At 64.5% G+C, this 26,840-nt stretch carries 29 protein-coding genes and 1 pseudogene; 10 read left to right on the plus strand and 20 right to left on the minus strand.

The window, feature by feature from the left end:
• Positions 1 to 2 precede the first annotated feature (2 nt).
• The gene (locus ACTG4X_RS26050) at positions 3 to 881 is read right to left on the minus strand and encodes a LysR substrate-binding domain-containing protein (protein ID WP_093058093.1); all 879 of its coding nucleotides are present in this window, start codon (positions 879 to 881) and stop codon (positions 3 to 5) included.
• A 106-nt stretch (positions 882 to 987) separates the two neighbouring features.
• Between ACTG4X_RS26050 and ACTG4X_RS26055 the strand changes: the two genes are divergently transcribed.
• From ACTG4X_RS26055 to metC, 4 genes are all read left to right on the plus strand, one after another.
• Positions 988 to 1,578 carry a cysteine dioxygenase family protein gene (locus ACTG4X_RS26055; RefSeq protein WP_093058092.1) on the plus strand — a complete coding sequence of 197 codons (591 nt, stop codon included), beginning with the start codon at positions 988 to 990 and terminating at the stop codon, positions 1,576 to 1,578.
• Positions 1,579 to 1,664: 86 nt separating this feature from the next.
• On the plus strand, positions 1,665 to 3,245 hold the full coding sequence (locus ACTG4X_RS26060) for a rhodanese-like domain-containing protein (RefSeq protein ID WP_440532275.1): 1,581 nt from the start codon (positions 1,665 to 1,667) through the stop codon (positions 3,243 to 3,245).
• Positions 3,246 to 3,300: 55 nt separating this feature from the next.
• The gene (locus ACTG4X_RS26065) at positions 3,301 to 4,311 is read left to right on the plus strand and encodes a Bug family tripartite tricarboxylate transporter substrate binding protein (protein ID WP_440532276.1); all 1,011 of its coding nucleotides are present in this window, start codon (positions 3,301 to 3,303) and stop codon (positions 4,309 to 4,311) included.
• A gap of 34 nt (positions 4,312 to 4,345) precedes the next feature.
• Positions 4,346 to 5,560: a cystathionine beta-lyase gene (gene metC, locus ACTG4X_RS26070; protein ID WP_440532277.1), complete on the plus strand. Its 1,215-nt coding sequence runs from the start codon at positions 4,346 to 4,348 to the stop codon at positions 5,558 to 5,560.
• A gap of 29 nt (positions 5,561 to 5,589) precedes the next feature.
• Here metC and ACTG4X_RS26075 read toward each other — a convergent pair whose 3' ends face one another.
• From ACTG4X_RS26075 to ACTG4X_RS26110, 8 genes are all read right to left on the minus strand, one after another.
• Positions 5,590 to 6,324 (minus strand): hypothetical protein, encoded by a 735-nt coding sequence (locus ACTG4X_RS26075; protein ID WP_093080642.1) that lies wholly within the window; start codon positions 6,322 to 6,324, stop codon positions 5,590 to 5,592.
• A gap of 66 nt (positions 6,325 to 6,390) precedes the next feature.
• On the minus strand, positions 6,391 to 7,164 hold the full coding sequence (locus ACTG4X_RS26080; protein WP_440532278.1) for a hypothetical protein: 774 nt from the start codon (positions 7,162 to 7,164) through the stop codon (positions 6,391 to 6,393).
• Positions 7,155 to 7,817, minus strand: a complete 663-nt coding sequence (locus ACTG4X_RS26085) for a phosphoribosyltransferase (protein WP_440532279.1) — start codon at positions 7,815 to 7,817, stop codon at positions 7,155 to 7,157. The genes ACTG4X_RS26080 and ACTG4X_RS26085 overlap by 10 nt, the downstream gene beginning before the upstream one ends.
• Before the next feature lie 22 nt (positions 7,818 to 7,839).
• Positions 7,840 to 8,535 (minus strand): hypothetical protein, encoded by a 696-nt coding sequence (locus ACTG4X_RS26090; RefSeq protein ID WP_440532280.1) that lies wholly within the window; start codon positions 8,533 to 8,535, stop codon positions 7,840 to 7,842.
• Between the two features lie 99 nt (positions 8,536 to 8,634).
• Entirely contained in the window at positions 8,635 to 9,054 is a 420-nt protein-coding gene (locus ACTG4X_RS26095) for a sel1 repeat family protein (RefSeq protein WP_440532281.1), read from the minus strand.
• A 157-nt stretch (positions 9,055 to 9,211) separates the two neighbouring features.
• Complete coding sequence (locus ACTG4X_RS26100) at positions 9,212 to 10,015, minus strand: class I SAM-dependent methyltransferase (protein WP_093080652.1); 804 nt, start codon at positions 10,013 to 10,015, stop codon at positions 9,212 to 9,214.
• 126 nt (positions 10,016 to 10,141) lie between these two features.
• Positions 10,142 to 10,348: a YbdD/YjiX family protein gene (locus ACTG4X_RS26105; RefSeq protein WP_093058085.1), complete on the minus strand. Its 207-nt coding sequence runs from the start codon at positions 10,346 to 10,348 to the stop codon at positions 10,142 to 10,144.
• A 4-nt stretch (positions 10,349 to 10,352) separates the two neighbouring features.
• Positions 10,353 to 12,428 (minus strand): carbon starvation CstA family protein, encoded by a 2,076-nt coding sequence (locus ACTG4X_RS26110; RefSeq protein WP_354339256.1) that lies wholly within the window; start codon positions 12,426 to 12,428, stop codon positions 10,353 to 10,355.
• Positions 12,429 to 12,643: 215 nt separating this feature from the next.
• Between ACTG4X_RS26110 and ACTG4X_RS26115 the strand changes: the two genes are divergently transcribed.
• The 5 genes from ACTG4X_RS26115 to ACTG4X_RS26135 all read left to right on the plus strand — a co-directional run bounded on the left by ACTG4X_RS26115 (position 12,644) and on the right by ACTG4X_RS26135 (position 18,427).
• Positions 12,644 to 13,894, plus strand: coding sequence for an FAD-dependent oxidoreductase (locus tag ACTG4X_RS26115; RefSeq protein WP_440532282.1), 1,251 nt, complete (start codon positions 12,644 to 12,646; stop codon positions 13,892 to 13,894).
• A 124-nt stretch (positions 13,895 to 14,018) separates the two neighbouring features.
• Positions 14,019 to 14,753 (plus strand): DUF3348 domain-containing protein, encoded by a 735-nt coding sequence (locus tag ACTG4X_RS26120; RefSeq protein WP_101952297.1) that lies wholly within the window; start codon positions 14,019 to 14,021, stop codon positions 14,751 to 14,753.
• Complete coding sequence (locus tag ACTG4X_RS26125; RefSeq protein WP_440532283.1) at positions 14,750 to 17,107, plus strand: DUF802 domain-containing protein; 2,358 nt, start codon at positions 14,750 to 14,752, stop codon at positions 17,105 to 17,107. The genes ACTG4X_RS26120 and ACTG4X_RS26125 overlap by 4 nt, the downstream gene beginning before the upstream one ends.
• A complete protein-coding gene (locus ACTG4X_RS26130) occupies positions 17,107 to 17,757 on the plus strand; it encodes an OmpA family protein (RefSeq protein WP_440534425.1) in 651 nt (216 codons plus the stop codon). Before ACTG4X_RS26125 ends, ACTG4X_RS26130 begins: the two co-directional genes overlap by 1 nt.
• A gap of 28 nt (positions 17,758 to 17,785) precedes the next feature.
• Positions 17,786 to 18,427 carry a DUF2894 domain-containing protein gene (locus ACTG4X_RS26135; protein WP_440534426.1) on the plus strand — a complete coding sequence of 214 codons (642 nt, stop codon included), beginning with the start codon at positions 17,786 to 17,788 and terminating at the stop codon, positions 18,425 to 18,427.
• A 31-nt stretch (positions 18,428 to 18,458) separates the two neighbouring features.
• Here the strand turns inward: ACTG4X_RS26135 and ACTG4X_RS26140 are convergent, their stop codons facing one another.
• The 10 genes and pseudogenes from ACTG4X_RS26140 to ACTG4X_RS26185 form a co-directional block, all read right to left on the minus strand.
• Complete coding sequence (locus tag ACTG4X_RS26140) at positions 18,459 to 18,986, minus strand: YcxB family protein (protein ID WP_440532284.1); 528 nt, start codon at positions 18,984 to 18,986, stop codon at positions 18,459 to 18,461.
• An 11-nt stretch (positions 18,987 to 18,997) separates the two neighbouring features.
• Positions 18,998 to 19,525, minus strand: a complete 528-nt coding sequence (locus ACTG4X_RS26145) for a C40 family peptidase (RefSeq protein ID WP_440532285.1) — start codon at positions 19,523 to 19,525, stop codon at positions 18,998 to 19,000.
• 126 nt (positions 19,526 to 19,651) lie between these two features.
• Positions 19,652 to 19,942 carry an HU family DNA-binding protein gene (locus tag ACTG4X_RS26150; protein WP_093058078.1) on the minus strand — a complete coding sequence of 97 codons (291 nt, stop codon included), beginning with the start codon at positions 19,940 to 19,942 and terminating at the stop codon, positions 19,652 to 19,654.
• Positions 19,943 to 20,135: 193 nt separating this feature from the next.
• A complete protein-coding gene (locus ACTG4X_RS26155) occupies positions 20,136 to 21,812 on the minus strand; it encodes a tannase/feruloyl esterase family alpha/beta hydrolase (RefSeq protein WP_440532286.1) in 1,677 nt (558 codons plus the stop codon).
• A gap of 174 nt (positions 21,813 to 21,986) precedes the next feature.
• Complete coding sequence (locus ACTG4X_RS26160) at positions 21,987 to 22,385, minus strand: hypothetical protein (RefSeq protein ID WP_440532287.1); 399 nt, start codon at positions 22,383 to 22,385, stop codon at positions 21,987 to 21,989.
• A gap of 19 nt (positions 22,386 to 22,404) precedes the next feature.
• Positions 22,405 to 22,824 (minus strand): hypothetical protein, encoded by a 420-nt coding sequence (locus ACTG4X_RS26165; RefSeq protein WP_440532288.1) that lies wholly within the window; start codon positions 22,822 to 22,824, stop codon positions 22,405 to 22,407.
• A 31-nt stretch (positions 22,825 to 22,855) separates the two neighbouring features.
• Positions 22,856 to 23,022 (minus strand): annotated as a pseudogene (locus ACTG4X_RS26170) (DUF938 domain-containing protein); the annotation flags it as partial.
• Positions 23,023 to 23,026: 4 nt separating this feature from the next.
• Positions 23,027 to 23,272: a hypothetical protein gene (locus ACTG4X_RS26175; protein ID WP_093058076.1), complete on the minus strand. Its 246-nt coding sequence runs from the start codon at positions 23,270 to 23,272 to the stop codon at positions 23,027 to 23,029.
• A complete protein-coding gene (locus ACTG4X_RS26180) occupies positions 23,269 to 23,748 on the minus strand; it encodes a type VI secretion system amidase effector protein Tae4 (RefSeq protein WP_093058075.1) in 480 nt (159 codons plus the stop codon). Before ACTG4X_RS26180 ends, ACTG4X_RS26175 begins: the two co-directional genes overlap by 4 nt.
• Before the next feature lie 299 nt (positions 23,749 to 24,047).
• Positions 24,048 to 24,671 carry a DUF938 domain-containing protein gene (locus ACTG4X_RS26185; RefSeq protein WP_440532289.1) on the minus strand — a complete coding sequence of 208 codons (624 nt, stop codon included), beginning with the start codon at positions 24,669 to 24,671 and terminating at the stop codon, positions 24,048 to 24,050.
• A 395-nt stretch (positions 24,672 to 25,066) separates the two neighbouring features.
• Here ACTG4X_RS26185 and ACTG4X_RS26190 point away from each other — a divergent pair, with 395 nt between their 5' ends.
• On the plus strand, positions 25,067 to 25,981 hold the full coding sequence (locus ACTG4X_RS26190) for a restriction endonuclease (RefSeq protein WP_440532290.1): 915 nt from the start codon (positions 25,067 to 25,069) through the stop codon (positions 25,979 to 25,981).
• Between the two features lie 38 nt (positions 25,982 to 26,019).
• Here the strand turns inward: ACTG4X_RS26190 and ACTG4X_RS26195 are convergent, their stop codons facing one another.
• Complete coding sequence (locus ACTG4X_RS26195; RefSeq protein WP_440532291.1) at positions 26,020 to 26,826, minus strand: hypothetical protein; 807 nt, start codon at positions 26,824 to 26,826, stop codon at positions 26,020 to 26,022.
• Between the last annotated feature and the right edge of the window lie 14 nt (positions 26,827 to 26,840).

A 26,840-nucleotide genomic window follows, 5' to 3' on the forward strand; every position in this document is an offset into this window, starting at 1 on the left:
CCCTACGCCGGCATATCGGTACGCGGCAGCCGCAGGTGCTTCTTCAGCGTCTCGAACACCTGCCGCGTGACCGGGTTCACCACATGGCTGCGCACATAGAGGTAGTACGCCAGGTCGGGTAGCCGCGGCATGCCGTCGCCCGCGCCCAGCACGCGCAAGCCCGCGTCGAGCTGCTCCACGCCGCGCGCCGTCACGCCCAGCCCCGCGCGCAATGCGGCCTTGATGCCGATCAGGCTCGACGAGGTGTAGCGCGGCGTCCAGGCCACGCCCGCCGCGTCGAGCGCCTCGTGGCCGATGCGGCGGAAGATGCTGGGCCCGTCCGCCATGATGAGCGGCACCGGCTTCGTCGGGTCGTGCACGTAGCTCGCGGCGCACAGCCACACGGTGGGCGAAGTGCGCAGCACCACGCCTTCGAACTGCGACTGCTCGTCGGCGCGGTTGGAGATGATCATGTCGACCTCGCCGCTCTTGAGCGATGTCATGAGATAGGGGCTGCGGCCGATGTGGATGTCGAGCTGCAGCAGCGGCGAGGTGCGCGCCACCTCGGTCAGCAGCAGCGGCAGCATGGTCTCGGCCACGTCGTGCGGCGCACCGATGCGCAGGTTGCCTTCGAGCTGCCCCTGCCGCAGGCTGCGCAGCGCCTCGTCGTTCAGCGCCAGCATGTGATGCGCGTAGGTGAGCAGCCGTTCGCCGTGCTCCGTGAGCCGCTTCTGCCGCCCCTGCTTGGCGAACAGCGGATGACCGATCTGCTCCTCCAGCCGCTGCATCTGCTGCGTGATGGCCGACTGCGTGCGCCCCAGGTGCACGGCCGCCGCCGCAAAGCTGTTGAGGCTGACGACGGCCGCAAAAGAGCGCAGCAGTTCGAGATCGAGCGTGGGCATACATTAATTTTATTGATGTGTTTCCTGCTCTGCTTGGATTGTTGCGTCACGCCCCCGTCACTACAGTGAATGCACACCAAACAGGCAACCCCACTGGAGAAACTGCATGAGCACCCCTTCCGAGCAACGCCGCCAGGCCGTCGAGGCGTCCATCGCCGACATGAAGAAAGCCATCGGCGGCGCTGAAGCCACCCGCGAAAAACTCGATGTGGTGCTCGATTCGCTGCAAGACCTGGCCGCGCACACCGAATACTGGGGCGCCGCCGACTTCCCGCCGCCAGAGGCCGGCGAGCACCAGGCCCGCTACCTGATCGCCGAAGACCCGGACCAGAGCTACGCGCTGTACCTGAACGTGATGCGCCCGGGCAAGAAGATCGTGCCGCACAACCACACGACCTGGGCCTGCATCGCAGCCGTGGAAGGCACCGAGCACAACCGCGTGTACGAGCGCACCGACGACGGCAACGTGCCGGGCGTGGGCAAACTGAAGCAGACCGAACTGGTCGTCGTCGCGCCGGGCAAGGGCATCGCGCTGATGCCTGAAGACATCCATTCGGTCGAGATCCAGGGCGAGCAAGTGATTCGCCACCTTCACATGTACGGCCGCGCACTCGAAACGCTGAACCAGCGCACCGCCTACGACCTGGCAGCAGGCACGTACCAGACCATGGGCATCGGCGTGCAGACGCGCCGCTAAGCGCTCCCTTCCCGGTTTTCCTTTTCCTCATGCGGGCCGCGCGCTGCGGCCTCGCAGGACTTCGTTCGTCCCAACGACTTGCTCTCATGACCTCCTTCATCGACCCGAAGACCCTCAAATCCTGGCTGCACGACGGCGGCGAGATCGCGCTGCTCGACGTGCGCGAGCACGGCCAGTACGGCGAGGCGCATCTGTTCTACGGCGTTCCCCTGCCCTTCAGCCGGCTGGAAATCGATGCGCCGCGCCTCGTGCCGCGCCGCGGCGTGCGGGTGGTGGTGTACGACGAAGGCGATGCCGACGTGGCCGAACGCGCCGCCGCGCGGCTGGCCGTGCTGGGCTACACCGACGTGCACGTGCTGCAAGGCGGCGCCCGCGCATGGAAGGCCGCGGGCTACGTGCTGTTCGCGGGCGTCAACCTGCCTTCGAAGACTTTCGGCGAGCTGGCCGAAGAGGTCTATCACACGCCCCGCGTCAGCGCCGACCAGCTCGCCGAGATGCTGGCGCGCAAGGACAAGGTCGTGGTGCTCGACGGCCGCCCCGTCAGCGAGTTCCACAAGATGAACATCCCCAGCGCCACCTGCTGCCCCAACGGCGAGCTGGCCTACCGCGTGCGCCAGCTGGTGCCCGACACCACCACGCCCATCGTCATCAACTGCGCGGGCCGCACGCGCAGCATCATCGGCGCGCAGACGCTCATCAACCTCGGGCTGCCCAACCCCGTCTATGCGCTGGAGAACGGCACGCAGGGCTGGTACCTGGGCGACCACACGCTGGAGCATGGCGGCACGCGGCGCTATGCGGGCGACAGCGGCAACACCGACCTGCGCCCCGCCGCGAAAGCGCTGGCCGCCCGCTTCGATGTGCCGGCGGTGAATGCGCAGACCGTGCAGCAATGGGCCGCCGACACGAGCCGCAGCCTGTTCCTGTGCGACGTACGCACGCCGGAAGAATTCGCGGCCGGCAGCCTGCCCGGCGCGCAGCACACGCCCGGCGGCCAGCTGATGCAGGCCGGCGACCAGTACTTCGGCGTGCGCGGTGCCCGGCTCGTGCTGTTCGACAACGACGGCGTGCGCGCACCGACCATCGCGAGCTGGCTGCGGCAGATGGGGCATGACGCGAGCGTGCTCGAGGGTGGGCTGGCGAGCGGCCTGTCGCTCGCGCCTGCTGCAGCGCCGGGTGCACCCGCACTGGCCACCATCGATGCGCAGGCCCTCGCTGCGCGCATCGAGCGCAACGAGGTGGCGGTGATCGACCTGCGCGGCAGCATGCAGTTTCGCGCCGGCCATATCCCGCAGGCGCGCTGGTCGATTCGCCCTCGCCTCGCAAGCGACGTGAAGAGCGAGACCCGCCAGCTCGTGCTGGTCGCCGACGATGCCGCGCTTGCGGCATGGGCTGCCGCCTCCGAACTCGCAGGCCACTCGCCCGCGCCGCTGCTGCTGGCTGGTGGCATGGCCGCATGGCGCGCCGCAGGACTGCCCGTCGAGGCCACGCCCGCGCTGCCCGCCGACAGCGACTGCATCGACTACCTGTTCTTCGTGCACGACCGGCACGACGGCAACAAGGAAGCCGCGCGCCGCTACCTCGCATGGGAGACCGGCCTCGTCGCGCAGCTCGACGCGCAGGAGCGGGCCGCCTTCCGCCTTCCCGCCGCCGCATCGCACCCCTGAGCCCGGCTTTCGCTTTCTGTTCGTCCTTGTCCGTTCCTATTCCAGGAGTTCCGTCATGTCGTTCGCCAGCCGCATCCCGCACCTTGCCCGTTTTGCCGTCGCCGCCGCATGGCTCGCGGCGCTCGTCTTGCAGCCAGCCGCAGCCGAACCGCTCGCGCCGCGCAACGGCTATCCGTCGCAGACGGTGAAGTTCATCTCGCCCTTCCCGCCCGGCGGCGGCAACGATGCAACCGCGCGCCTCGTGACCACGCGCCTGCCGGAAATCATGGGACAGGCGGCAGTGGTCGACAACCGCGGCGGCGCGGGCGGCAACATCGGCGCCAAGGCCGTGGCCGACGCCAAGCCCGACGGCTACACCGTGCTCACCTCGCAGGTGTCGATCATGGCCGTGAACCCCACGCTGTATGCGGCGCCCGGCTTCGACCCGATCAAGAACTTCATTCCCATCACGCAGATCAACGCCGCGCCGCTCGCGCTGGTGGTGGATGCCAACTCGCCGCTCAAGACTTTCGCCGACCTCGCCACCAAGGCCAAGGCCAGCCCCGGCAAGGTGACGTATGCAACGCCCGGCAACGGCACGCTGTCGCACCTTGTTGGCGTGGTGCTGTCGAAGGACGATGGCATCGCCATGACGCACGTTCCCTACAAGGGTGCCGGCCCCGCACTTACAGACCTGCTCGGCGGACAGGTCGATGTGCTCGTGACCTCGACATCCTCGGTCGCGGGCCTGGTGCAGAACGGCAAGCTGCGCGTGCTGGCCGTGACCAGCCCGCGCCGCATCGGCGTCTTCAAGAATGCACCGACGCTCGAGGAACTGGGCTATGCCGGTGCACGCTTCGAAGACTGGTACGGCTTCTTCGCACCGGCCGGCACACCGCCCGAACGCGTGGCCTACCTGAACGAAGCCATCGTGCGCACGCTGCGCATGCCCGAGGTGACCAAGCTCGTGAACGACGGTGGCAGTGAAGTGGTGGCCAACTCGCCCGAAGCCTTTGCGGCGCAGCTGCGCCAGGACATCGACCGCTGGTCGCGCATCGTCAAACTTTCCGGTGCGAAGGCAGATTGACGCACCATCGAGGCTTGGCCAACGCTTGAACACCATGTCCAACTCGCACAAAGACTCCCCCGGACTCTCCCTCGACACCCGGCTCACGCGCACCGGCAAGGCACCTTCCTATGCCGGTGGCGCGCCCGTCAACACACCGCTGGTGCGCGCGAGCACCGTGCTGTTCGACAGCGTGGGCGCCATGCGCGACGCACGCGCGCGGCGCGACGACGAACGCATCTTCAGCTACGGCGCACGCGGCACCCCGACCACCTTTGCGCTGGAAGACGCGGTGAGCGAACTCGAAGGCGCCTACCGCACGCGGCTCTTTCCGACCGGCCTCGCGGCCATCGGCATGCTGCTGCTGTCGTACCTGAAGCCGGGCGACCATGTGCTGATGTCGGACAGCGTGTACGAGCCCACGCGCAACCTCGTGCATTCGTTCCTGGAGCCGTACGGTATTCGCAGTTCGTTCTTCGCGGCGGACGGCATCGGCATCGAGGAACTGTTCGAGCCCAACACGCGGCTGGTGTACGCGGAGTGCCCTGGCTCGCTGGTCTACGAAATGTGCGACCTGCCGAAGCTTGCGGAGCTGACGCACGCGCGCGGCGCGCTGCTCGCGGCGGACAACACCTGGGGCTCGGGCTGCCAGTACCGGCCGCTGGCGCTGGGCGCCGACATCTCGACGATGGCCGCCACCAAGTACCTCTCGGGCCACTCGGACGTGATGATGGGCACCGTCGCCACCACCGAAGCCGCATGGCGGCCGCTGAACGAGCGCTGCGATGCATTCGGCATGACCGTGAGCCCCGACGACGCCTGGCTGGTGCTGCGCGGCATGCGCACGCTGTCGGCTAGGCTGCAGATGCACGAGCGGCATGCGCTGGAAGTGGCGCATTGGCTTCAGAAGCGGCCTGAAGTGGCGACTGTGTTCTGCCCTGCCTTACCGCAGCATCCGGGGCACGATATCTGGAAGCGCGATTGCAGCGGCACGAACGGGCTGCTTTCCATCGAGCTGCAGCCCGGCATCGAGAGCGCCTCGGTCGAGCGTTTTGTCGATGCGCTCACGCTGTTCGGGCGTGGCTCATCGTGGGGCGGCTATGAAAGCCTGGTAGCCTGGACCAACATGCGCGCGGCGCGCAGCGTGACGGATTGGAGCAAGCGCGGGGCGGTTGTGCGGTTGCACATCGGGTTGGAGGCGCCGGAAGATCTGACGGCGGATCTGGCGCGTGGGTTCGATGCGATGAGTGCTCCGGCGCAGAAGGCATAGCACTCGACCGAAAAGAAGCTCTGAATTCTTCAGCTAGCGAACTTCAGAAGTAGCTGAGGATTCTTGGCCAATGCGGAACGACCGGTCGACACCAGCAACGAATAAGTGATTGCGAGCGCAGCGACAGGTCTGTCTTCGGGATGAACAGCATCGACTATTCGCTGAGCGCATGAGCGGAGCACCGTCGCCATCCCCAGATCGGAAAAATGTTCGGACAGCGTCATGAAGCCGCTGACCACGAGCGCAGAGTCTTCTGGAAGCACACGGGCATAGCGCCAGCCCTTGGCCTCGATGCTGCCGACGATCTGATCCAGACCTCTTCGCTCGCCAAAGAAGATCGCACGCACAGCCATGAGGAGAAGCAACGCGGCGTAGCGTGTTGCTGCCGATTCATCGATCCTGGTCGGAAGGTAGCCCTTGAATTTGAAGGTACCTTCCGCCGCCGCGACAGGCAGTTGCCCTAACTCCGAGGCAAGCGCCGCAAAGCCGTTGGCCTGACACCATCGCTTCAGCGTGGGGAGCGGAGCAAATTCGAACTCGCTCGCGATCGCGTCCAGAGCATTCTTGATTCCGTTGTCCCGCTGCAAGGCCTGTTCGGCCATTTCACGCAGATAGGGATGCGGGCTGTCGACGAGTTCCTCGAGGTCGACCGGGCTGGGACGAAGCCGCGCCTGAGGCAGTTGCTCTGTCGGAAACACCAGAAGCACGCCGAGTTTCTGGTGATCGAAGACGAGGTCGGTTGCGGCAAATGAATGGATGGGCATCGGCGCCAGACTCGGTTTCGTTGGTCAAGAGAGTGCGTTCTTCATTGCCTGTAGGTACTTCCTGTCTCAACGCGCCTCTTCCGCCTTGGCCGGGGTACGGCTAGCCACAGCTTGCGTGAAGAGCAGACTCTCATCCGGCACCTGTTTGAACGGAACGAAGATCGGCTCCCCGTTCTTCGGGCCATACCCCACGGCACCACTCTCGACGATCGCCCCGGCAATCACGCCACCCAGCGCACCGGCAATGCCGGCCTGTCCGACCGAGAGCCCCGGAGTTTGCACAATGGTGTTCACGATCACGCCGTTCACCATCGTGCCCTGATCCCGGAACTTCGGCAGGTAGAACAGGCGCATTGGCGGAGATGCGCCCTTGTCCTTCGCCAGCCAGAAACCGCCCACAGCCAGCGGCTCCTCCGTAGTGCCATCGGCATTCTGCTGACCGCCAAGCACCAGCCGGGCACCGTTGCCGAAGTAGTACCGGCCGGCCTTGTCTTCCATGGTGGCCTTGTAGGTGCCGGGCAACAAGCCGTGGTAGTGCCGCACGCCGGGCGCTGCGCCTGCGATGGCGGAAAACATCAGCTTCTCGTGGAGTTCGATGGAATCCCCGGAGATGCGCTTGAGATTCGGGTCATGCGATGCACAGCCTGCCAGTGCCAAGGCAGTAGCAGCCAGCAGCGCCACGCATGAAATCAATGCTCCCGCACGCATTGCAAAGCGGAAGGCGCTGCGCCCCACTCCCTCGTTGTGTACTTCTCTCTGGACCATCACTCCGCTCCACTCGTTGGTGACGCAGGAGTCTACGGTGCGGAGGCGTCGGGGAAGAAAGATCATCAGCGCCATTGCGCCAGCGCCTGCCGCACCTCTTCATCGCTGGGCGCCTCGAACGATTCGTACCAGGCACCGACGGCGAAGAAGGGCTCTGGGGTGTGCAGGCACACCACCTCGTCGGCACGGGTTGCGGCGGGGCTCATCCTGCCGATGCCGGTCAGCGCTGACGGGTCGGCCGGTGTCTGCAGCGCATGGCACGCGAACGCGCTGCCCAAGGGTACGGCCACGATGACCGAGACCGCACCAAGTGCCCTTGCAGCAATCACCGCTGCGCGCATCGACAAGCCGGTCGCCAGTCCGTCGTCCATCAATAGGACCGTCATGCCATGCAGGTCGAGCGGCGCGCGATCGCCCCGGTATGCGCGCTCGCGCCGCTGCAGTTCGCGCTGCTCCCGTTTCAATGTGCGCGCCATACCGGGCGCTTCTTCGCCCGTCACGCGAATGCCGCCGACTGCAATGGCGCCGGCGGCGTATTCCTCATGGCCGGGCAGGCCTAGTTTGCGCACGACCAGCACGTCGAGCGGCAGGTGCAACGCGCGTGCCACTTCGGCACCTACTGGCACGCCACCTCGCGGCAGTGCGAGCACGATGCAGCGCTGTGCATCGCGGTACTGGCTCAGCAATAACGCCAGTTGCCGGCCGGCATCGGAGCGATCCTTGAACATCGTATCCCTCTTCGTTCGCGCTTCATTCGCGGTTGCCCGGCGCGTGGGCGTCGTTGCTTTCAAGAACGGTCTCGGACCGCATCCCCGCGCCGCCACCGCCACCGCCGCCACCTTTCGCACCGCCACCACGCCCACCACCGGCTCCTTCGCCACGATCACCACGCGCAGGCGTGCCTTTCGCCCGCACGGGGCCCTGCCTGGGAATGCCCAGTTCTGCAGGGACTGGATCGAGGTCCAGCACGTCGCGGATGAAAGTGCGCAGCGCCACGACCAGCTCTGCCGTCTCGACAGTGCGGCCCGCGACCATGTCATTGGCCGCCTTGGCGGCGAGGCGCACGTGCGTCTCGGTGCCCAGCAGGATCACGTCGGAGAGCGCGGCTTCCACTGCATCGCGGATGCGGCGACGGCGGTCCGATGCGGACACGTCTGCATGAGCAGCCGCATCCTCTGCCGCCGCAGCGCCTGCCCGTTGCCGAAGCTCACGCAGATGACTGGGGTCGACGGCAAGGTCGCCGGTGAACGAACCACCCAGCACCTTGTAGGCCGCAATGAGCGTCTTCAGCCGCTCGTTGATCTGCCGGTTCTGGCGCTCGCGACGCTGCTGCACGCCGTGCATCACGAGCAGGCGTATGCCGACCGCCACGACGGACACCAGCACCAGGCCCATCAGGGTCGTGAGCAGGCCTTGCCAGGAACTGAAATCGAGCACGTTGCGCATGGAGGACGGTCCTTGTGTCGAGGGCGACAGCACGCCCTCGTCGCCATGCGCCATTGTGCGACCAGTGCGCAAGCATGGCCGCGATCAGGCACTACGCATTCAGCCGCAGGCGTTCTTCCCCGCGGGCGAGGCGCGCAGCCGGTTCAGAAAGGTGAGCTGCACCTTCGCCGTTTCGCTGCCCTGCACCGCCGCGCGGCGCATCCACATGCCCGCCTCGCAGCGGTCGGCCTTCACGGCGGTGCCGTAGAGCGCGGGGCCGGTCATCAGCACCATGCCGAGCATCTCCTGCGCCTCGGCATGGCCTTCGTTGGCCGCCTGGCGCAGTTGTTCGAGCATCGAGCGGTAGTCGCGCGCGGCCTGTGCCTCCAGCGCGAGCTGGAAGCGTTGCTCGGCCTGCAATTGCGTGCCGGCGTCCAGCGGACTGGCCGCGCAGAGCGCGGCCGCCAGGAGCAGCGCTGCCGAGAGCAAGACCCGCCAGCGCAACGACAGGCCGGCAAGCTGGTTGAATTCGGGTTGCATCGATGTTCTCCACGATTGACATGGAAGACATCGTCGCGCCGCCGCGCCAAAGAGAGAAGCTGGAATTGACACAGGCCGCCTCAGTCGGCGCCTGAGCCCAATGACGGCTCGATGCGGCAACTCCTGCAACGGCCCCGGCGTGTCGGCCCGGCGGCGCTCAGCGTGCCCGCGCGCGCGTCAGCAGGTAGTTCTGGTGCACCACGTTGTCGACGTAGTACGGCTCGGCAAGCGCATCGAACTCGGACCGCAGTGCGGCCAGCTTCTGCGGATCGCCGGCGAGACCTTCCACGAGCTTGCGCATCGGCCCGACCGAGCGCTCGAGGAACAAGCGGAAGTGCTCGATGCTCAGGGCCGGAAATTGCATGGTGCCGCGCCCGAAGAACGGCGCCTCGAAGTGCGGCCCCAGGCGCTCCGCGACGATGCCCGGGTTGCCCCATTGCGGCGGCGGCGACGCGCCGGCCGGAGGGGGCGGCGAGTTGCGCCCGATGAAGGCGAACATACGCCCCACGAAATCCTCCGGCGGCCATGTGGCGAAGGCGATGCGGCCGCCGGGTTTCAGCACGCGGCGCATCTCGGCCACGGCAACTTCCGGACGCGGCGCGAACATGTGGCCGAACTGGCTCAGCACCACGTCGAAGGAGGCATCGGCGTACGGCAGGTTCTCGGCATCGCCTTCGGTCCAGGTGATGTCCCCATGCCCGGAGACGCCGGCGTTGTCGCGCGCGGCTTCGAGCAGCTCGGGCGTCAGGTCGAGCCCCGTGACGCGTGCGCCCCGGCGCGCCGCCGTGATGGCTACCACGCCCGTTCCGGTGCCGACGTCCAGCACCGCCTCGCCCTGCGCTACCTGCGCGAACCTGACGAGATGCCCAGCCACCGGGGTCGTGAACATGGCGGTCGGCGCAAAGGTCGACCACATCTCGCGCTGGCGGCCCTTGAACTCTGCAAACGGATCCTGGGACATATCGCCCTCCATGCCAGCCACAAGGCTGCGGACATGGACGGGACTCTAGGCCCCGGGAACCGGCCCGTACATCCCTAGAGACGGGGCTTCGATCGGAAAGACCTGTAACGCAATGCCGCGCCAGGCTCAGCAGCAGCGCCCCTTGCCCGCCCCGTAGCGCGCCTCCAGCCGCTCGCGGAAGAAGGCCTCGTAGCTCATCGGCGGCCGGTCAGGGTGGGTGGCCGCCATGTGCGTCAGGTAGGCGTCGTAGTCGGGCAGCCCGACCATGAGCCGCAGCGACTGCTTGAGCGAGCGCGCAAAGTAGCGCCCGGCTTCCGGCAATGCGAGGCCCATGGCATCAGTGGGCAGCCGTTGCGGCTGCTGCGCCCACGGGCTCGAACGGCGTCTCTTTGGTGGTCGGCCGGTTGGCCGCACGCGCCGCGAGGCAGGCCTTGACGCTGTACACCAGCACGCTCAGCACCACGAAGATGAAGAGCGCGCACAGCGCCGCGTCGAGACGGTCGTTGAACACGATGCGCGACATGGCTTCGGGCGTCTTGGCCGGCGCCACCAGCACGCCGTTGGCGATGCCGTCGGTGTACTTCGCGGCGTGCGAGAGAAAACCGATCTTCGGGTCGGCCGAGAAGATCTTCTGCCAGCCGGCCGTGAGCGTGCACGCCAGCAGCCATGCTGCCGGCGCAATGGCCACCCACGCATAGCGCTCGCGCTTCATGCGGAACAGCACGACCACGCCCAGCATCAGCGCAACAGCGGCCAGCATCTGGTTGGAGATGCCGAACAGCGGCCACAGCGTGTTGATGCCGCCCAGCGGATCGACCACGCCCTGGTACAGGAAGTAGCCCCAGGCCGAAACGCACAGCGCCGTGGCAACGAGGTTGGCCGGCAGCGAATCGGTGCGCTTGAGCGCGGGCACGAAGCTGCCCAGCAGGTCTTGCAGCATGAAGCGGCCCGCGCGGGTGCCGGCATCCACGGCCGTGAGGATGAACAGCGCCTCGAACAGAATCGCGAAGTGGTACCAGAAGGCCATCATGGCTTGCCCGCCGATCACCTGGTGGAGGATGTGGGCCATGCCCACGGCCAGCGTCGGCGCGCCGCCTGCGCGGCCGAGGATGGTGGTTTCGCCAACGTCCTTGGCGGTCTGCACCAGCATCTCGGGCGTGATCACGAAGCCCCAGCTCGACACCGTGGCAGCCACTTGCTGCGCGGTCGTGCCGACCAGCGCGCCGGGGCTGTTCATCGCGAAGTAAATGCCCGGCTCGATGCACGAGGCCGCAACCAACGCCATCACCGCAACGAACGATTCGGCCAACATGCCGCCATAGCCGATGAAGCGCGCGTGGCGCTCGTTGTCGAGCATCTTGGGCGTGGTGCCCGAGGAGATCAGCGCATGAAAGCCCGATACCGCGCCGCAGGCGATGGTGATGAACAAGAACGGGAACAGGCTGCCCGACCACACCGGGCCGTTGCCCTGCGCGAACTGCGTGATGGACGGCATCTGCAGCGTGGGCATCACGAACACGATGCCGATGGCCAGCGCGATGATCGTGCCGATCTTCAAGAAGGTCGACAGGTAGTCACGCGGCGCCAGCAGCAGCCACACAGGCAGGCTCGCGGCGATGAATCCGTAGCCCACCAGCATCCACGTGAGCGCCTTGCCGTCGAAGGTGAAGAGCGGCGCCCATTCGGCGCTCTGGCTCACGGCCTGGCCGCCGAAGATGGCGAGCATCAGCAGCACGAAGCCGATCAGCGACACCTCGCCGATGCGCCCCGGTCGGATGTAGCGCAGGTACACGCCCATGAACAGCGCCACCGGAATCGTCGCAGCCACCGTGAAGGTGCCCCACGGCGATTCGGCCAGCGCCTTCACCACGATCAGCGCCAGCACCGCGAGGATGATGATCATGATCATGAAGGTGCCGAACAGCGCGATCATGCCGGGCACCACGCCCATCTCCTGCTTGACTAGGTCGCCCAGCGAGCGGCCGTCGCGCCGCGTGGAAATGAACAGGATGATGAAGTCCTGCACCGCACCGGCGAACACCACGCCGGCCAGGATCCACAGCAGGCCGGGCAGGTAGCCCATCTGCGCGGCGAGCACCGGGCCCACCAGCGGACCGGCCCCTGCGATGGCCGCGAAGTGATGGCCGAACAGCACATTCTTGTCGGTCGGCACGTAGTCGAGGCCGTCGTTGTGGCGGTGCGCCGGCGTCTTGCGGTTGCCGTCCAGGCCCAGCACCTTGTCGGCGATGAAGAGGCTGTAGTAGCGGTAGGCGATCAGGTAGGTGCAGATCGCGGCGGCCACCACCCAGAGGGCGTTGACGCTTTCGCCTCGGGTCAGGGCCACGGTGCCTAGCGCGAAAGCGCCGACCACGGCCACGACCAGCCACACCAGATGGCGTCGGATGCTGTGCATGCGGATGTCTCCTCGTTATTGACCCGAGGAGTTTTGCCGGGCTGCGGCGCGGGCGCATCCGTCGGACTGCGCGGGGCGGGCGCGTGGCTTTGCGTAATGGAAAACCCGGATACGGCAAGCGCCGGGCCGCTGTGCAATGCCTGCGGGCCTACATGCATGAACCGGACCACGCGCGAAGATCGAGCCCGTCATCAGGGAGCGAAAAGATAGAAGCCATGGACACACAACCACGCTGCTGCATCGCAGGTGGCGGTCCTGCCGGCATGGTGCTGGGCCTTCTGCTGGCCCGGGCCGGCGTGCCCGTCGTCGTGCTTGAAAAGCATCTCGACTTTCTGCGCGACTTTCGCGGCGACACGGTGCACCCGTCCACGCTGGAGATATTGCACGAGCTGGGCCTGCTCGAAGCCTTTTTGCAGCGCCCGCACGACCGCATCGAGGAACTGCGCGCCACCATCGAAGGCCGCAGCATCCCCGTGGCCGACTTCACCCATCTGCCCGCGCACAGCAGGTTTCTCGTGCTGATGCCGCAGTGGGAGTTTCTGGACTTCATGTGCGACGAGGCCCGGCGCTACCCGGGCTTCGAACTGTGGACAGATGCCGAGGCCATCGGCCTGCTGCAGGACAAGGGCCGCGTCAACGGCGTGAAGGTGCGGCGCGGCCGCCGCGCGGGCCAGCCGCAGGATGTCGAGCTGCACGCCTCGCTGGTGGTGGCGGCCGACGGCCGGCACTCCGCACTGCGCGATGCCGCCGCGCTGCCGCACATCAGCTATGGCGCGCCCATCGACGTGCTGTGGATGGCCATTCCCAGGCAGGCCGGCGACCCATCGGCCACCGCGGGCCACGTCGCGGGTGGGCGCTTTCTGGTGACACTGAACCGCGGCGATTATTGGCAATGCGCCTTCGTGATACCCAAGGGCGGCCACGATGCGTTGCAGGCCCGGGGCATCGGGGCATTCCATGAAGCGATCGGCAAGATCGCGCCCTTTCTCGCCGCGCGGCTGCCTGAAGCGCTACCCGACTGGGACGCGGTGAAGCTGCTCGAAGTAACGGTCGACCGCCTCGAGGCCTGGTCGTGCCGCGGGCTGCTGTGCATCGGCGATGCCGCGCATGCGATGTCGCCGGTGGGCGGCGTCGGCATCAACCTCGCCGTGCAGGACGCGGTGGCCGCCGCGAACCTGCTGGCCTCAGCGCTGGCCGGCGCGGCGACCGACAAGGAAATCGACACCCTGCTGCCCCAGCTGCAGCGCCGCAGGGAATGGCCCGTGCGCGTGACGCAGGCCGTGCAGCGCCTCATACAAGACCGAGTGCTGATGCCAGTGCTCCACGGCGAGCTGACGGCCACGGTTGGGCACGTGCCCTGGCCGCTGCGGCTGCTGGCACGCTGGCCGCTCCTACGCAGGCTGCCGGCGCGGGCCGTGGGAATGGGCGTGCGGCCCGAGCACGTAACTTCGCCGCGCACAAAATGAAAAAGCTGGCATTTCGTTACACAGCCGAGGCCGGGCGAGGCCGCCAGGGAGGCCTTCGAGAGAGGGCCCTGTTGTAGACTGCGAGGTTTTTCGAAGAGGTGCGTTCAAGCGCGTTCAGGAGGTTATGGGGCAAGTTTCAAGGCGCACAGGTTTCAACGGCTCGGCGCTCATTCGCTTGCTTTCACGACTGACCGACATCGACGCTCGCGAACCCGCGCAACCCACCGCTGACCGATTGAGCCAGTGGTTCGGCTGGACCGATGCCATCTCGCTGTCAGCAGCGCTCGATGGCGCACCGGCAACCACGCAGGCCAGCACGCGCGCTCCCCGCAACACCGAAGAAAGCGAATGCCAACGCGTGCGAACCGCGCTGGCAAACGCCATCGTCGAAGACACCACCTTCGGCACCAGCAAGGACGCAACGCCAGACTTCACCCCCTATCGCCGACGCTACCTCGCCCGGCAACAGGCGATGGAAGCAGGCGTCGGCTCTTTGCGCAGCCGGCTGCGCTCGGCGCTGGCGGCAAAGTCGCCGTCCATGGCCCGGCTCGCGTCCGTGGACGTGGTCATGGCGCAGGTGCTGGAGGCGCGAGAGCACAGCCTGCTGTCGGCCGTGCCGGGCATCCTCGAAAAGCACTTCGAGCGCCTGCGCAAAGCCAGCCAGGCACCAGACGTGCCGGACCTGCCGGACGGCGAACCAGAGACAGATAAAGACAACAGTGCCCAGCCCGACGAAGCGTGGCTGGCCGTGTTCCGCAAGGACGCCCAGGACGTGCTGCTCGCCGAACTGGACTTTCGATTTCAACCGGTCGAAGGGCTGCTCGAAGCCCTTCGCACCCAGGCCACCAGAACTACATGACCCGATTCCTTCAATACGCTGTCTTTGTCGCAGGCCTGGCCGTCGTTGGCTGGGTGGGCGCCGGATACATCGGCACGAACCCGCTGGCGCTGGCCGTTACCGTGATCGTCGGCGCGTTCTACATCATGGGCGCGCTGGAGCTGCACCGCTTTCAGCAGGCCACGGCCACGCTGACGCACGCCGTGGCAGACCTCTCTTCCCCGCCCGAGAGCCTCGGCACATGGCTCGGCCAGCTGCACCCTTCGCTACAGAACGCCGTGCGCCTGCGCATCGAGGGCGAACGCGTCGGCCTGCCCGGCCCAGCGATGACGCCCTACCTTGCCGGCTTCCTCGTGTTGCTTGGCATGCTCGGCACCTTCGTGGGCATGGTGGTCACGCTCAAGGGCACCGGCCTGGCGCTGGAAAGCTCGACCGACCTGCAGACCATTCGCGATTCGCTCTCCGCCCCCGTAAAGGGCCTCGGGCTGGCCTTCGGCACCTCGGTGGCAGGCGTGGCCGCATCGGCCATGCTGGGCCTTGCCTCGGCACTGAGCCGGCGCGAGCGGCTGCAGGCCGGGCAGATGCTCGACACGAAGATCGCGACCGTGCTGCGCGTCTTCTCGCTCAGCCATCAGCGTGAAGAGTCGTTCAAGCTGCTGCAGCAGCAGGCCCACGTCATGCCCGAGCTGGTCGGCCAGCTGCAGGCCATGATGCACGCGATGGAGCGGCAGACCCAGGCGCTGAACGAACGCCTCGTCAGCAGCCAGGACCACTTCCACAGCAAGGCCGAAGCCGTGTACGGCAGCCTCGCTTCTTCCGTCGACCAGTCGCTGAAGCAGAGCCTGACCGAAAGCGCACGCGTCGCCAGCGCGGCGATACAGCCTGTCGTCGAGGCCACCATGGCCGGCATCGCGCGCGAAACGGCCACACTGCACGACACCATTTCGCAAACCGTGCAGCAGCAGCTCGATGGCCTCTCGAGCCGCTTCGAGGCCACCACCACCCGCGTGGCCGACACCTGGAAAACCGCGCTTGCCGAGCACCAGCGCACGACCGAGGCGCTGTCGCAAGACCTGCGCGGTTCGCACGATCATTTCGCGCAGACCTTCGAGCAACGCTCGGCCGCGCTGGTAGACAGCGTTTCCGCCCGCCTCGAAAGCACCGTGAGCAGCGTGTCGGACACCTGGGGTAGCGCGCTCGCGCAGCATCAGCGCGTCAGCGAGAAGCTGTCGGGCGATTCGCACCAAGCCCTGTCGGCAGCCGCTGCAACCTTCGAGCGGCATTCCGCATCGCTGCTGAGCACCGTGGACCAGGCACACGCGAAGCTGCAAACCGAAATGGCATCGCGCGACGAACAGCGCCTCTCGGCGTGGACGCAATCGCTGACAGCCATGGCCGCGTCGCTGCAAGAGCAATGGCAACAAGCTGGCGCGCACAGCGCGAGCCAGCAGCAACAGCTGCTCGACACCATGGCGCAGACCGCGCGCGAAATGTCCGCACAGACCGAAGCGCATGCAAAGAACACCGTCGCAGAGATCGGGCAGCTACTGCAAGCCGCAGCTGAAGCACCGCAGGCCGCGGCCGAAGTGATGTCCCAGATGGCATCGCGCGACGAGCAACGCCTCTCGGTATGGACGCAATCGCTCACGGCCATGGCCGCATCGCTGCAACAGGAATGGCAACAGGTCAACGCACACAACGCAAGCCAGCAGCAGCAGCTCTTCGACACAGTGGCGCAGACCGCACGCGACATGACGGCACAGACCGAGGCGCATGCGAAGAACACCGTGGCCGAAATCGCGCAGCTCCTGCAAGCTGCCGCCGAAGCACCCCGTGCCGCAGCCGAAGTGGTGACCGAGTTGCGCCAGAAGCTCGCCGACAGCATGACGCGCGACAACGCAATGCTGGAAGAACGCAGCCGCATCCTCGAAACGCTGGCCACCCTGCTCGATGCAGTGAACCACGCGTCCACCGAACAGCGCACAGCCATCGACACGCTGGTGTCCGCATCGGCGGACCTGCTGGAGCGCGTCGGCAGCCGTTTCACTGAAAAGGCCGATGCCGAGTCCGAGAAGATGGCCGCCGTTGCCGCGCAGATCACTGGCAGCGCCGTCGAAGTGGCCAGCCTGGGTGAAGCCTTCGGCCTTGCCGTGCAGATGTTCAGCCAGTCGAACGACAAGCTCGTGGGCCACCTGCAGCGCATCGAAGGCGCGCTGGGCAAATCCATTGCGCGCAGCGATGAACAGTTGGCCTACTACGTGGCGCAGGCCCGTGAAGTGATCGACCTGAGCATCATGTCGCAGAAGCAGATCGTCGAAGACATGCAGCAGATCGCCAGCAGGCAGCAGCAAGCACCGGTGGACAGCGAAGCATGATGCGCGAAGAGCTCGACGCCAGCTTCGACGAGCCGGGCGTGCCGGTGTGGGCGGTGTTCGGCGACCTGATGGCCGGGCTGCTCGGGGCCTTTGTGCTCATCCTGGTGTGCGCGCTGGGCATGCAGCTGGAGCTTGCGTCGAAGCTGGAAACCGAAGTCAAGCAACGTCAGGCCGAGGCCAAGCGCCTGCAGACGCTCGAACAGGCCCTGGCAGGGCCGCTCGCGGCCGGCCGCGTGACACTGGCCAACGGGCGCATCGGCATCAACGGCAGCGTGCTGTTTGCCTTCAACTCCGCGGAGCTGCAGCCCGAAGGCCGGCAACTGCTGAAAAGCCTGGCTGCACCGCTGACCGCGTACCTCAAGTCGCGAGACGAGATCCTGATGGTGAGCGGTTTCACCGACGACCGGCAGATGCGCGACAACGCACGCCAGTTTGCAGACAACTGGGAGCTGTCGGCCCAGCGTGCGCTGACGGTGACTCGTGCGTTGATCGACGCCGGCATTCCGTCGTCGTCGATCTTTGCGGCAGCATTCGGCTCCGAGCAGGCGGTGGCGTCGAATGCCGATGCCGACGGGCGCTCGAAGAACCGGCGTGTGGAGATGGCGCCGACGCCGCGCCCTTCCAACGCCAACGCGAAGCCCCGTGACTGATCAAGAGACTTGCCGCGACACCGGCGCGATGGTCGCCGCAGCGATCGCGCGTGGCGATCAGCGCTTCGACCCTGTGCGCTTTCGTGTCATCGAGGCGATGGCCAGGCGCGCGACAGCGCACGGCGGTGACGCGCGGCGCATGCTCGACGACAAGGTGGTCGCACTGCTGATGGCGTATGGCGAGGATCTTGAGAAAGCGGCGCCTGCGGACGTTGCGAAGGCGCAAGCAGCAACGACTGAACGCGGTGCACTCGCCGCGCTCGTCGACCACATCGCCCAGCACGCGCCGGTCATGGATGACAGCCCGGCCGCAACAGGCAAGGCGACGCCCGCCACCTCTTCTGCCTCTTCTGCCTCGTCGCCCTCCACAGAACTGAAGTCGATCCGCTACTTCAAGAGCACCTGGTCCAAGCTCAGCGCCGACCGGCGCCTGACGCAGTCACTGGCAAAGGTGCCCGAGAACGCCGGCCCCCTCAACTCGCATCACCTCGTGCACCGCTCGCTCACGCTGATGCGCGACCTGTCGCCGGAGTACCTGAACCGGTTCATGTCGTATGTCGATGCGCTGTCGTGGGTCGATCAGTTGAATGGCGCTGCTGCTGCAGCAGCAAGTGCGGCGAGCCCGCGCGCCGAAAGCCCGAAGAAGAGCGGTCGCGGCAAGGCCAGCTGAGGCCGGAGTCAACCGAAGCAAGGCCCTTGCCTCAGGGCTTGTTCTTCAGATGCGAAGTCAGGCGCTCGAACTCGTCGGCAAACGATGCAGTGGCAGAACGAGGAAGCACGACCGCCTGCATCTCATCGGTAAAGAGATAGTGGTTCACGTCGTCTTCCTCGCGGGCCATGAAGCCCGCCCACAGAAGTTCTGACCGCATCGTTGCGGACTGGATCGTCAGCGCGCTGTCCGTGATGCTGACGGTCTGGGGCGAGAGAAACGTGCCATTGGGGGCGAACATGTACTTGCGCCAGAGCGCCTGGGAAACATGGGGCAGCGACACCAGCAGCAGGAAGACGATCATCACAAGGTACGCCATGAACCGGAGATGCGGCAGCTCGGCGTAGTCGTCCAGCACGCGCACGTACGCCGCGACCAGCAATCCGACGCCCACCCATACCGCCGCGCGCAACATGAACAGGGTGGACGACAAACCCGGCTTGCGGCCAACGCGACGACCGACGACCTTCTGAAGGCGCGCGAAGTCTGTCGGAGTGAGGGTGAACGATGCTGCCGACATGCTTGCCGGACTCAAGGCCGCCGCGCCTGCACCGTCTGGCGCGACCAATAGACGCCGTCCAGCCGATCGAGCCGCACGACGCCGCCAGTCGATGGCGCATGCACGAAGCGTCCTCCGCCCACATAGATGCCCGCATGCGACGGCGTGGATGAGCCGAAGAGCACGAGATCGCCCGTGCGAAGCTCGGACATCGACACCGGGCTGCCGAAGCCGCTCATCCGCGCCACTGTGCGCGGCGGCGACTCGCCCACGCTGTTGAGATACACATAGCCGATGAGCCCGCTGCAATCGAAGCCGCCATCAGGCGTGTTGCCGCCATAGCGATACGGCGTGCCAACAAGGCCGAGTGCATGGATTGCGACGCTGTTCGATTGTTCGTCCGTCAACGTGCTGCTGACGGCGGGCCCTGGCCCTTGTCGTGGCCCCGATGGGCTTGCACAGCCCAGAACCAGAAGACAGGCCCCTGTGAAAAGGAGCCGAAGCAGCCACTGCTGCAATGTGCGGGATTGTTGCGTTGATGGCACAGGCGCGTCGTACATGTCGGATGGCTGGGCTCGTGAACGTGCACGAACTCTAGCGCGGAATGCGACGGCTTCCTGAAGATGAGGCCCTCCGAGGCCCGCGCTGCTGCGCCGACGCAACGGAGGGAAGAGAGGAAAAAGCGCTTACTGGCCTGCTGCAGGCGTGTTGACAGCGTCTTTCAGCGCCTTGCCGGCGGTGAACTTGGGCGCCTTGCTGGCCTTGATGGTCATCGGCTCGCCGGTCGACGGGTTGCGGCCCGTGCGCTCGGGGCGGCTTGCCACGGCGAAAGTGCCGAAGCCGATCAGTTGTACCGTGTCGCCGCTGGCGAGGGCGCGCGACAGGTTGTCGATGGCGGAATCGAGCGCGCGGGCGGCGTCAGCCTTGCTGAGGTTCGTGTCCGTGGCGATAGCGGCGATGAGGTCGGTCTTGTTCAAAACGGGGGTTCTTTCTTCAATCAGTAAAACGGTTGGGGGAAAAGTCCGTGACGCGAAAACGCACCGGGCTCGAACTTTAAACGCCCCACCGGGGGATCGAGACACGCATGCGTTTCAAAAGTGAAACATCGTGATCGATGCACGATGGTGCACGAAACTCGAGCACAAGACCCGATGGAAAGTACCAACGATGTCAGGACGCCCTGCAGCTGAAGTTTGCCGCGTCGTTCATCGACGCACCCGCCGCCCCCGTGAACACCGGCCATGCCGGCCAGCGACACATCGGCCGCGAGCGGTTGGCGTTCTGGTTGTTGTCGACCGAGGGAATCGTTTCAGGCGCCTGCCCCTTCTCGACCCAGTTGTCGAGCACCGCGAGCCCGTCATAGCCGAGCCGGTACGGGCCCATGCCGTGGCCGAAGCCCGGCACGCTGTAGAAGCGAATGAATGAATCGACACCCGCCTGGCCGAAGGCGGCGACCTGGCGACGGTAGTAGTCCTCGGTGTTGTAGGGGCTGATGAAATCGTCCGCCGTGCCATGCGTGAGGATCAGCTTGCCGCCCCTGGCGCGGAAGGCTTCGAGGCTCACCGTCGTCACGTCGGTGATGCTGCCCAGCTGCTGCAGCCGTGCCCTGTAGCGCGCCGGCTCGTAGCGCAGCGCATCGAGCGACGGGTTGCGCGTAGCGAAATACTTGGCGTGCGCCGCGCCAATGGAGAACAGCAACGCATCGGTGGCGGCCGGCGGGTTCGATGGCACGCGCGATGCGCCGAACGACGACACCGAGAACACCGCACCTTCGAGCACCGGCCAGCGCGGAAACACCTGCTGCCCCGCAACCGCAAACCCCGCGTCATAGCGCGATGCGATCTGCCGCACGGCCGCGATCTGCGCATCGGACAGGCAGAAGTCGCCGTTGTCAGCGCCACCAACGCAACGCAGCGAGGCCTTCACCTTGTCGATGTTGAAGACCACGTTGCAGGCCGCGACATTGCCGATGATCCCGTCCTTGGCACCATCGAGCCCGTCGCAGGCGGCATACACCGCATTGACGAGCAGCGTCTTCTTGGCCGGGTTCATCCAGCCCGCGCCGCCGTTGGCATACAGCGCCTTGCCGACATGCAGCGACGCCAGTTGCAGCATCGTGATGTTGTACGCCGGGTAGTTGGCAATGGCCCCGTCGTAGTCGGCGGCATAGCGCGCCGCGGCATCGAGAGCCTCGTGCCCGCCCTGCGATCCACCAATGAAATAGAAGCGCCGTGGCGCCGCACCATAGCGCTGCCGGATGATCTCCAGCGCCACGTCGTGCGTTTTCTTCACCGACTGCTGGCCGTAGTTGAGAAGCGCCTCGTCATTCAGCGCAAAGTTGCCGTCGAAGTTGCCCGTGCCCTTGTGCCCGCCGTCGCTGCCCAGCGTGACATAGCCTTGGCGCAGCGCGTTGGGTGTGCCGTTGGGCTGCGCGGTGTAGGCACCCAGGCCAGTGACGAGCGTGCCGTCATAGCCGCCACCGCCCATCTGCAGCGCACGGCGGTTCCATGCGGTGGGAAGGTTGACCTGGAACTCGAGGCTGGGCGCCGATGCACTCACGGGCAGCACGACGCCCTTGACCGCGCAGTACTCGCCATTGGGGTTGTCCGCGGCATTGGCGGGGACGAAGCTCGCAGATTGAACGACCGCGCCCGAACTCGGCTTGCCGATAGCGGAGGCCGCGATCTTCATGTCTTGCAGCGCCGTGCACGCGGCTTGCGCCTGGGCCGTTTGGGCGGGCGTGATTGCGGGCTCGCTGACAGAGGCGCATCCGGCGAGTGCGGCTGCGGTGGCCAATGCGGCCAGGCTGATCGATGCGCTGCGCCTGCGGGAATCTGGAGTTGCCATTTGTCGCCTGTCTGAGTTGTTGTCGGACGGGCGGCAATGCGCCCAAGCCGCATGGTATTGAGAAGACCATGGCGCGTCGCCACGGGTTTGCGCGCATGCGTGTATCGCATCGATGCGGGTCCGCCCCAAGCGCGGACAACGACAGCCTGCAGTGTTCGGCTTCAGTGCAGCACGTCAGAAGCCCGGCGCAGCACGCCAAGACACGGTATCCGGATATTGGCGACGCTCCTTGAAGCACAGGAATATCTCCACGACCGCATCTGCCACAAACCACTCATCGGACTTGAGCGTCAGCTCACCCGCACCAAATACAAGCAAGGTTCCATCCGGGAAAGCCGGGTTTGGCTTGTCGTGAAACGCCCTCTCCCGCTTCCCGGTTGCAGGGTCGAACCTCTCCACCATGCAGGTTGCCCGGCCACCCGCAACTTGAACGTAGCTTCCGTCTTCGCTCGTCAGCGATGCGTATGAGTGCTTTCCTGTGCTCTGGAGTGCGAGCACTCTCCGCCGAATTTGCGCATCCGTGGGCGCTTTGAGTTCGGCAAAGTTCTGTCCTTCGAGGCGCATCGTGTTCATGTTGCGAGGAGTCTGACTTTCAACTGTTGAGTGCCCGCAGCACCTTGATTGCGATCGCTCCACGCCCCGCACCAATTCCGCGGTTGCGCGGGTTCGTGTTCTGAATCGCCGTCACGTCTTCCCAGATTTCCACCGATTCAACGACCCCATAAGTCGTGTCGGTGTCGATCTCGAAGTCCACGAACCTCTCGTCTTGCGTGAGCAGCAAGCCGCACAGCTTCGGCATTCCGGGGAAGTCGATATCCAGATCAACAACGATGGATTTCTCCCACTGAACACCTCGCTCAAGGCCAATGACCTTGAGTGCTTCGGGGAGCGCGTTCTGCCGCCAGTGCATGGCTTCTCGACGGATCGCATCTTCGACCAAGGCGTTTTGTTCTTGTACGTTCAGTTTGCGATAGCGTGGTAGCGGCATGCAGCCAAGGGTCTGCAACGGCAAACCCACCTTTCGTTCGGATTGCACCGCGGCCTTAGAAGTCGAAGACCAGCAGCAAGTTGTTCGCGGGCATCGCATGCCGCTCGCGCCACGCGAGGCCTGATCGGCGTGCCTCTGTCGTCCCGCTCTCCAGACGGCGCATGCGGCCCAAGGCGCGACGTGCAGCATGTTGGCGCAGCAGATCGCGTCGAACTTCTTCTCTTCATCAGTCGGTTTTCGGGACTTTCTTGTTGCGCCACCGCCGGTACAGCCAGTTGCCAATCAATCCGCCGGCAACAACACAAAGTGCCTGCACGAACACGGCAATCATGAAGGCATCGGAGAGGTCGTACTCACTGCGTGCCACCTTCATTTCATACCAATGACCGATGCCGACCAAGATGACGTTCGAAAGGAATCCAAGCAGTAGTGCGCCGCCGGCGATGAAGAGAATCCGAAGAACTACGTTCATGGCACGTACCAGAACCAGATGGCTTCTGCCTTCCTCATATCGGTTGCCCATCCTTCGACCGACAAGTGCCAATGAATACGAAACCAGGAAGAGAACTTCGTCAAGCGGGAACCGTTCCATAGATCAATGTGGTCGCCCTGTCTGCCCTCTCCCCAGTAGTTCTGGATGAAGATGATCCCTGTGCGGCCGGCAATCTTTTCGAACCCTTCCTTGCCCAAGTACTTTTCAGTTCGATGCATCAACCCTGCTGCCGGGGAATCAAGCCAGTTTGCGAGCTCCTGTGCTCGTATCGGATACCTGGGCTTGTCCTTTTGCCATGAATAGACCCCTTTGAAGGACCTCATGTCCATAGCTGATCGAATAAAGGCTGCACCGACATCGATCGCGCATTGGTCTGTGTAGACCTTTTCATCCAACAAGGTATCGTCACCTTTGATTTTTGGATGATTGGCCCAAAGCGTTGCGAACGTAGGCATTAATTCTCCCTGGTGATTATTTGGATCTCGAAGCCTTGCAAGGCAAGGACTTCAGCTTGGCAGGCTAGCCTATCTCCAAGGAATGACGGTGAAGCTGAAACGGCCTAGAAATTACTCCCTCTTGCGGAAAAATTGCAAGTGGAACTTCGGGGGCATCGTCGCACAGAGCTCAACCCCTCTCCCTCTGTATCACCATGCTTTAGCCAAGAAATAAAGGCTCAATGCCATACGCGCGTGCTCCAGGCACAACCACTCGGCGGCGTTCCAGGCTGCACCGTGGAGACACCGGTACGCTGTATTCACTGGAGGCCGAAGACCAACAGCAAGTTGTTCGCGGGCATCGCATGCCGCTCGCGCAACGCGAGGCCTGATCGGTGCGCCTCTGCTGCCACGTCCTCCAGACGACGAATGCCCCATGCGGGATTTCGGGCGCGCAAGTCTTCGTCGAACGCCTGGTTGCTCGGCGCCGTTGGGACTTCATCTTCGAAGTAAGGCCCGTATGTGATGAGCAACCCGCCAGGAAGCAGATGCCGCGCGGCCCCTTGCATCAGGGCGGCGCATGTGGCCCAAGGTGCGATGTGCAGCATGTTGGCGCAGTAGATCGCGTCGAACTTCTCTTCTTGGGTGAACGCGGGGCCCTGCGATGGCCATTGAGGGGCCATCACGTCGAGCAGGAGCGGCGGGTGGAGATTGGGTAGCGCGGCTTCTGCGACTCGGTTTGCAAGCGCGGGAAGCATTCGTGCATCTGCGTCGGTGGGCTGCCAAGTCCATCGGGGCGTTGCTGCTGCGAACCAGGCGGCATGTTGGCCTGTGCCAGATGCGATCTCTAGTGCGGTCCCGCGTTCACCAAGGATGCCAGTCAATGCATCGAGGATGGGCTGTTTGTTGCGGTCGGCGGCAGGGCTGCTGAGAAGGTCAGGCATTCGAGTGGTACTTGGAGGAGGTGATGTGAAAGACACGGGCAAGGTTGTTCGAATGCTTGCCTGTCGTCGGACGACGTCTGCACTCAAGCCTATTCGCTCAAATCAAAACTCTCAACGTTGTTGAGGGAAATTCCCCGATCCTCGCACCCGCACCCGCACCCGCACCCGCACCCGCACCCGCACCAAATTCCAAGAGGAACACGAGTTCATCCGCACATAGTGACGCAATAAGCTTGGCAGATGCGCGAAATGGCGATGCAGATCGACAACGGCCTGTTCGAGCGGGCCGTACTCTACTCGCCCAAGTCTCAAAGGCGTTGAGAAAGGCAGTCGCAAGCGGCCCTTCAGAAATTCTGCTGTGGTGTAGCGCAGCCGTCAGAAGCACAATTCGCGGTATGGCACTTCTCGTTACCCCGCACCTTGTTCAACTCACCTTCGAAGCGACATTGAAGTCCTTCTGGCGAAGAGAAGCGCTCCGGAAGTTTCTACGTGACTGCCACGTCAGTGAGGCCCACTTATCAACGTGGCCAACAGAGGAATCAAAACGCGTGTTTCTCGATCGGACATTTGCTGCATTGCAGCGAAGCGACAAAGGAAAAGTCGTCATTGGCGAGATGGCGACGGCCTTGGCCGAACAAACGACATTTCCCGACCTACGGAATTGGGAAGACTCCGACGTAAAGACCGCGGCGGCGAAGCAAGCAGTGGCGGAATTAAAGGCGCTCATCAAGACGCAGGACGAGAAGATCCGAAGTGAGCGAGAAATTGAAGCGGCCAAGGAGAAGGGCCGGGCCGAGAAAGCGGCTCATCAACGCGAGAGCATGGATCTTCAAAAGCTGATGCAGCGACTAGCAGACCTGCACCCGCAGATGGGTACGGCGCCTGGCGGCTATGCCTTCCAAGAGTGGTTCTACGATCTACTGACATTCGCTGAAATCGAGAATCGACGACCGTACGTGGTGGCTGGCCGTCAGATCGACGGCTCGATCACTGTGGATGGAACAACATACCTCGTTGAGCTCAAGTTCACGAACGATCAGGGAGGTGCGCCTGACATTGACGTGTTCAGAAGCAAGATTGAGAGCAAGGCGGACAACACCATGGGCGTATTCGTGTCGATGGCCGGCTACTCATCAGTGGCAATCCGTGAGGCATCCGGTAAGAAGACGACGATGTTACTTCTGGACTCCAACCACGTCTTTCTCGTACTGACTGGTGCAATGAGCCTTCCTGATCTCATCAGACGCGTGCGACGACATGCGGCGCAAACCGGCGAGTCGCATCTGCCGGTCTCGGCATTCAGTGGCTGACGTCTTCTGCTCGCCAGCGCCGTTGCGGCAAGCCAGCCTCAGGAGCCTTTACTACGCAAATTCTTCAATCGAAGAAACGTCGCCCAAATCTCTTGGATCAATCTGTCGAGTTGCTTTCTGCGTCGATTCAACTCTTCTGCTTGATTGGGCTGTTCCTGCCGCCATCTAATGGATCGTCCAATGTCGTCATAACTTCCAGCGTTGTAGTTGTTGTAGACGGCTATCAACCCTGACATCAAATCCTGCTGAAGCTTTGATACATGTGGCTCTAGCGATTCGAATTTCCAATCCGGCCATGACAATTCAGTCAGTTCAGCAAACCGAGGTTCGTCGATACTGAACGCAATCTCTCCGCCAGCATGAAACAGATAGGTGACGAGAGTGCCATAGTGGTTTAGGAACGCACCTAGACGAACTTGATCATCTGTAGGAGGTGATGGGGCTGTCGGAACGAACTGCGGATAGTGCGTTGCGAACACCTGCTGATCGCTTGCCAAATCGCCAGAGATGTCTTCCCAGAATAAGACGGCAACCTTAAAGAGTCCCTGTTGCTCACGAGAGAAAGACAGTTGCCTTACTGCAGCTTGCAATGTTGCGTCGCGCGGTGCCGTCGTGGCGACGTATATCTCGGTAAGAGCGGGCGTAAATTCACCTGCGTTCGCAACTTCGTTGTTCACGATGTCTAGCGAGAGACTACTTCTGACAGCATTTTTGCACTGCAAACCAATTCGACTCCCGAGTGCAGGTTCACCCCAAACGTCGACACCGTTCTGCTTTTGGCCTTGACGTCCATTGCCGTAAAAATTTGGCGAGCGCCACCTGAGCTTTGCGGCGGCAAGCACCAAGACTTCGAACTCCT

The organism is Variovorax sp. YR566, assembly GCF_051992195.1.
Taxonomy (GTDB): Bacteria; Pseudomonadota; Gammaproteobacteria; order Burkholderiales; family Burkholderiaceae_C; genus Variovorax.

Coding starts and splice junctions, on each gene's coding strand:
- ACTG4X_RS26180 (WP_093058075.1), bottom strand. CDS start 23,748: ATGCCTACGTTCGCAACGCTTTGGGCCAATCATCCAAAAATCAAAGGT.
- ACTG4X_RS26115 (WP_440532282.1), top strand. CDS start 12,644: ATGGACACACAACCACGCTGCTGCATCGCAGGTGGCGGTCCTGCCGGC.
- ACTG4X_RS26075 (WP_093080642.1), bottom strand. CDS start 6,324: ATGCCCATCCATTCATTTGCCGCAACCGACCTCGTCTTCGATCACCAG.
- ACTG4X_RS26050 (WP_093058093.1), bottom strand. CDS start 881: ATGCCCACGCTCGATCTCGAACTGCTGCGCTCTTTTGCGGCCGTCGTC.
- metC (WP_440532277.1), top strand. CDS start 4,346: ATGTCCAACTCGCACAAAGACTCCCCCGGACTCTCCCTCGACACCCGG.
- ACTG4X_RS26175 (WP_093058076.1), bottom strand. CDS start 23,272: ATGAACGTAGTTCTTCGGATTCTCTTCATCGCCGGCGGCGCACTACTG.
- ACTG4X_RS26190 (WP_440532290.1), top strand. CDS start 25,067: ATGGCACTTCTCGTTACCCCGCACCTTGTTCAACTCACCTTCGAAGCG.
- ACTG4X_RS26145 (WP_440532285.1), bottom strand. CDS start 19,525: ATGTACGACGCGCCTGTGCCATCAACGCAACAATCCCGCACATTGCAG.
- ACTG4X_RS26155 (WP_440532286.1), bottom strand. CDS start 21,812: ATGGCAACTCCAGATTCCCGCAGGCGCAGCGCATCGATCAGCCTGGCC.
- ACTG4X_RS26095 (WP_440532281.1), bottom strand. CDS start 9,054: ATGCAACCCGAATTCAACCAGCTTGCCGGCCTGTCGTTGCGCTGGCGG.
- ACTG4X_RS26110 (WP_354339256.1), bottom strand. CDS start 12,428: ATGCACAGCATCCGACGCCATCTGGTGTGGCTGGTCGTGGCCGTGGTC.
- ACTG4X_RS26185 (WP_440532289.1), bottom strand. CDS start 24,671: ATGCCTGACCTTCTCAGCAGCCCTGCCGCCGACCGCAACAAACAGCCC.
- ACTG4X_RS26055 (WP_093058092.1), top strand. CDS start 988: ATGAGCACCCCTTCCGAGCAACGCCGCCAGGCCGTCGAGGCGTCCATC.
- ACTG4X_RS26060 (WP_440532275.1), top strand. CDS start 1,665: ATGACCTCCTTCATCGACCCGAAGACCCTCAAATCCTGGCTGCACGAC.
- ACTG4X_RS26065 (WP_440532276.1), top strand. CDS start 3,301: ATGTCGTTCGCCAGCCGCATCCCGCACCTTGCCCGTTTTGCCGTCGCC.
- ACTG4X_RS26090 (WP_440532280.1), bottom strand. CDS start 8,535: ATGCGCAACGTGCTCGATTTCAGTTCCTGGCAAGGCCTGCTCACGACC.
- ACTG4X_RS26120 (WP_101952297.1), top strand. CDS start 14,019: ATGGGGCAAGTTTCAAGGCGCACAGGTTTCAACGGCTCGGCGCTCATT.
- ACTG4X_RS26100 (WP_093080652.1), bottom strand. CDS start 10,015: ATGTCCCAGGATCCGTTTGCAGAGTTCAAGGGCCGCCAGCGCGAGATG.
- ACTG4X_RS26085 (WP_440532279.1), bottom strand. CDS start 7,817: ATGTTCAAGGATCGCTCCGATGCCGGCCGGCAACTGGCGTTATTGCTG.
- ACTG4X_RS26125 (WP_440532283.1), top strand. CDS start 14,750: ATGACCCGATTCCTTCAATACGCTGTCTTTGTCGCAGGCCTGGCCGTC.
- ACTG4X_RS26135 (WP_440534426.1), top strand. CDS start 17,786: ATGGTCGCCGCAGCGATCGCGCGTGGCGATCAGCGCTTCGACCCTGTG.
- ACTG4X_RS26160 (WP_440532287.1), bottom strand. CDS start 22,385: ATGAACACGATGCGCCTCGAAGGACAGAACTTTGCCGAACTCAAAGCG.
- ACTG4X_RS26080 (WP_440532278.1), bottom strand. CDS start 7,164: ATGGCGCTGATGATCTTTCTTCCCCGACGCCTCCGCACCGTAGACTCC.
- ACTG4X_RS26105 (WP_093058085.1), bottom strand. CDS start 10,348: ATGGGCCTCGCATTGCCGGAAGCCGGGCGCTACTTTGCGCGCTCGCTC.
- ACTG4X_RS26140 (WP_440532284.1), bottom strand. CDS start 18,986: ATGTCGGCAGCATCGTTCACCCTCACTCCGACAGACTTCGCGCGCCTT.
- ACTG4X_RS26130 (WP_440534425.1), top strand. CDS start 17,107: ATGCGCGAAGAGCTCGACGCCAGCTTCGACGAGCCGGGCGTGCCGGTG.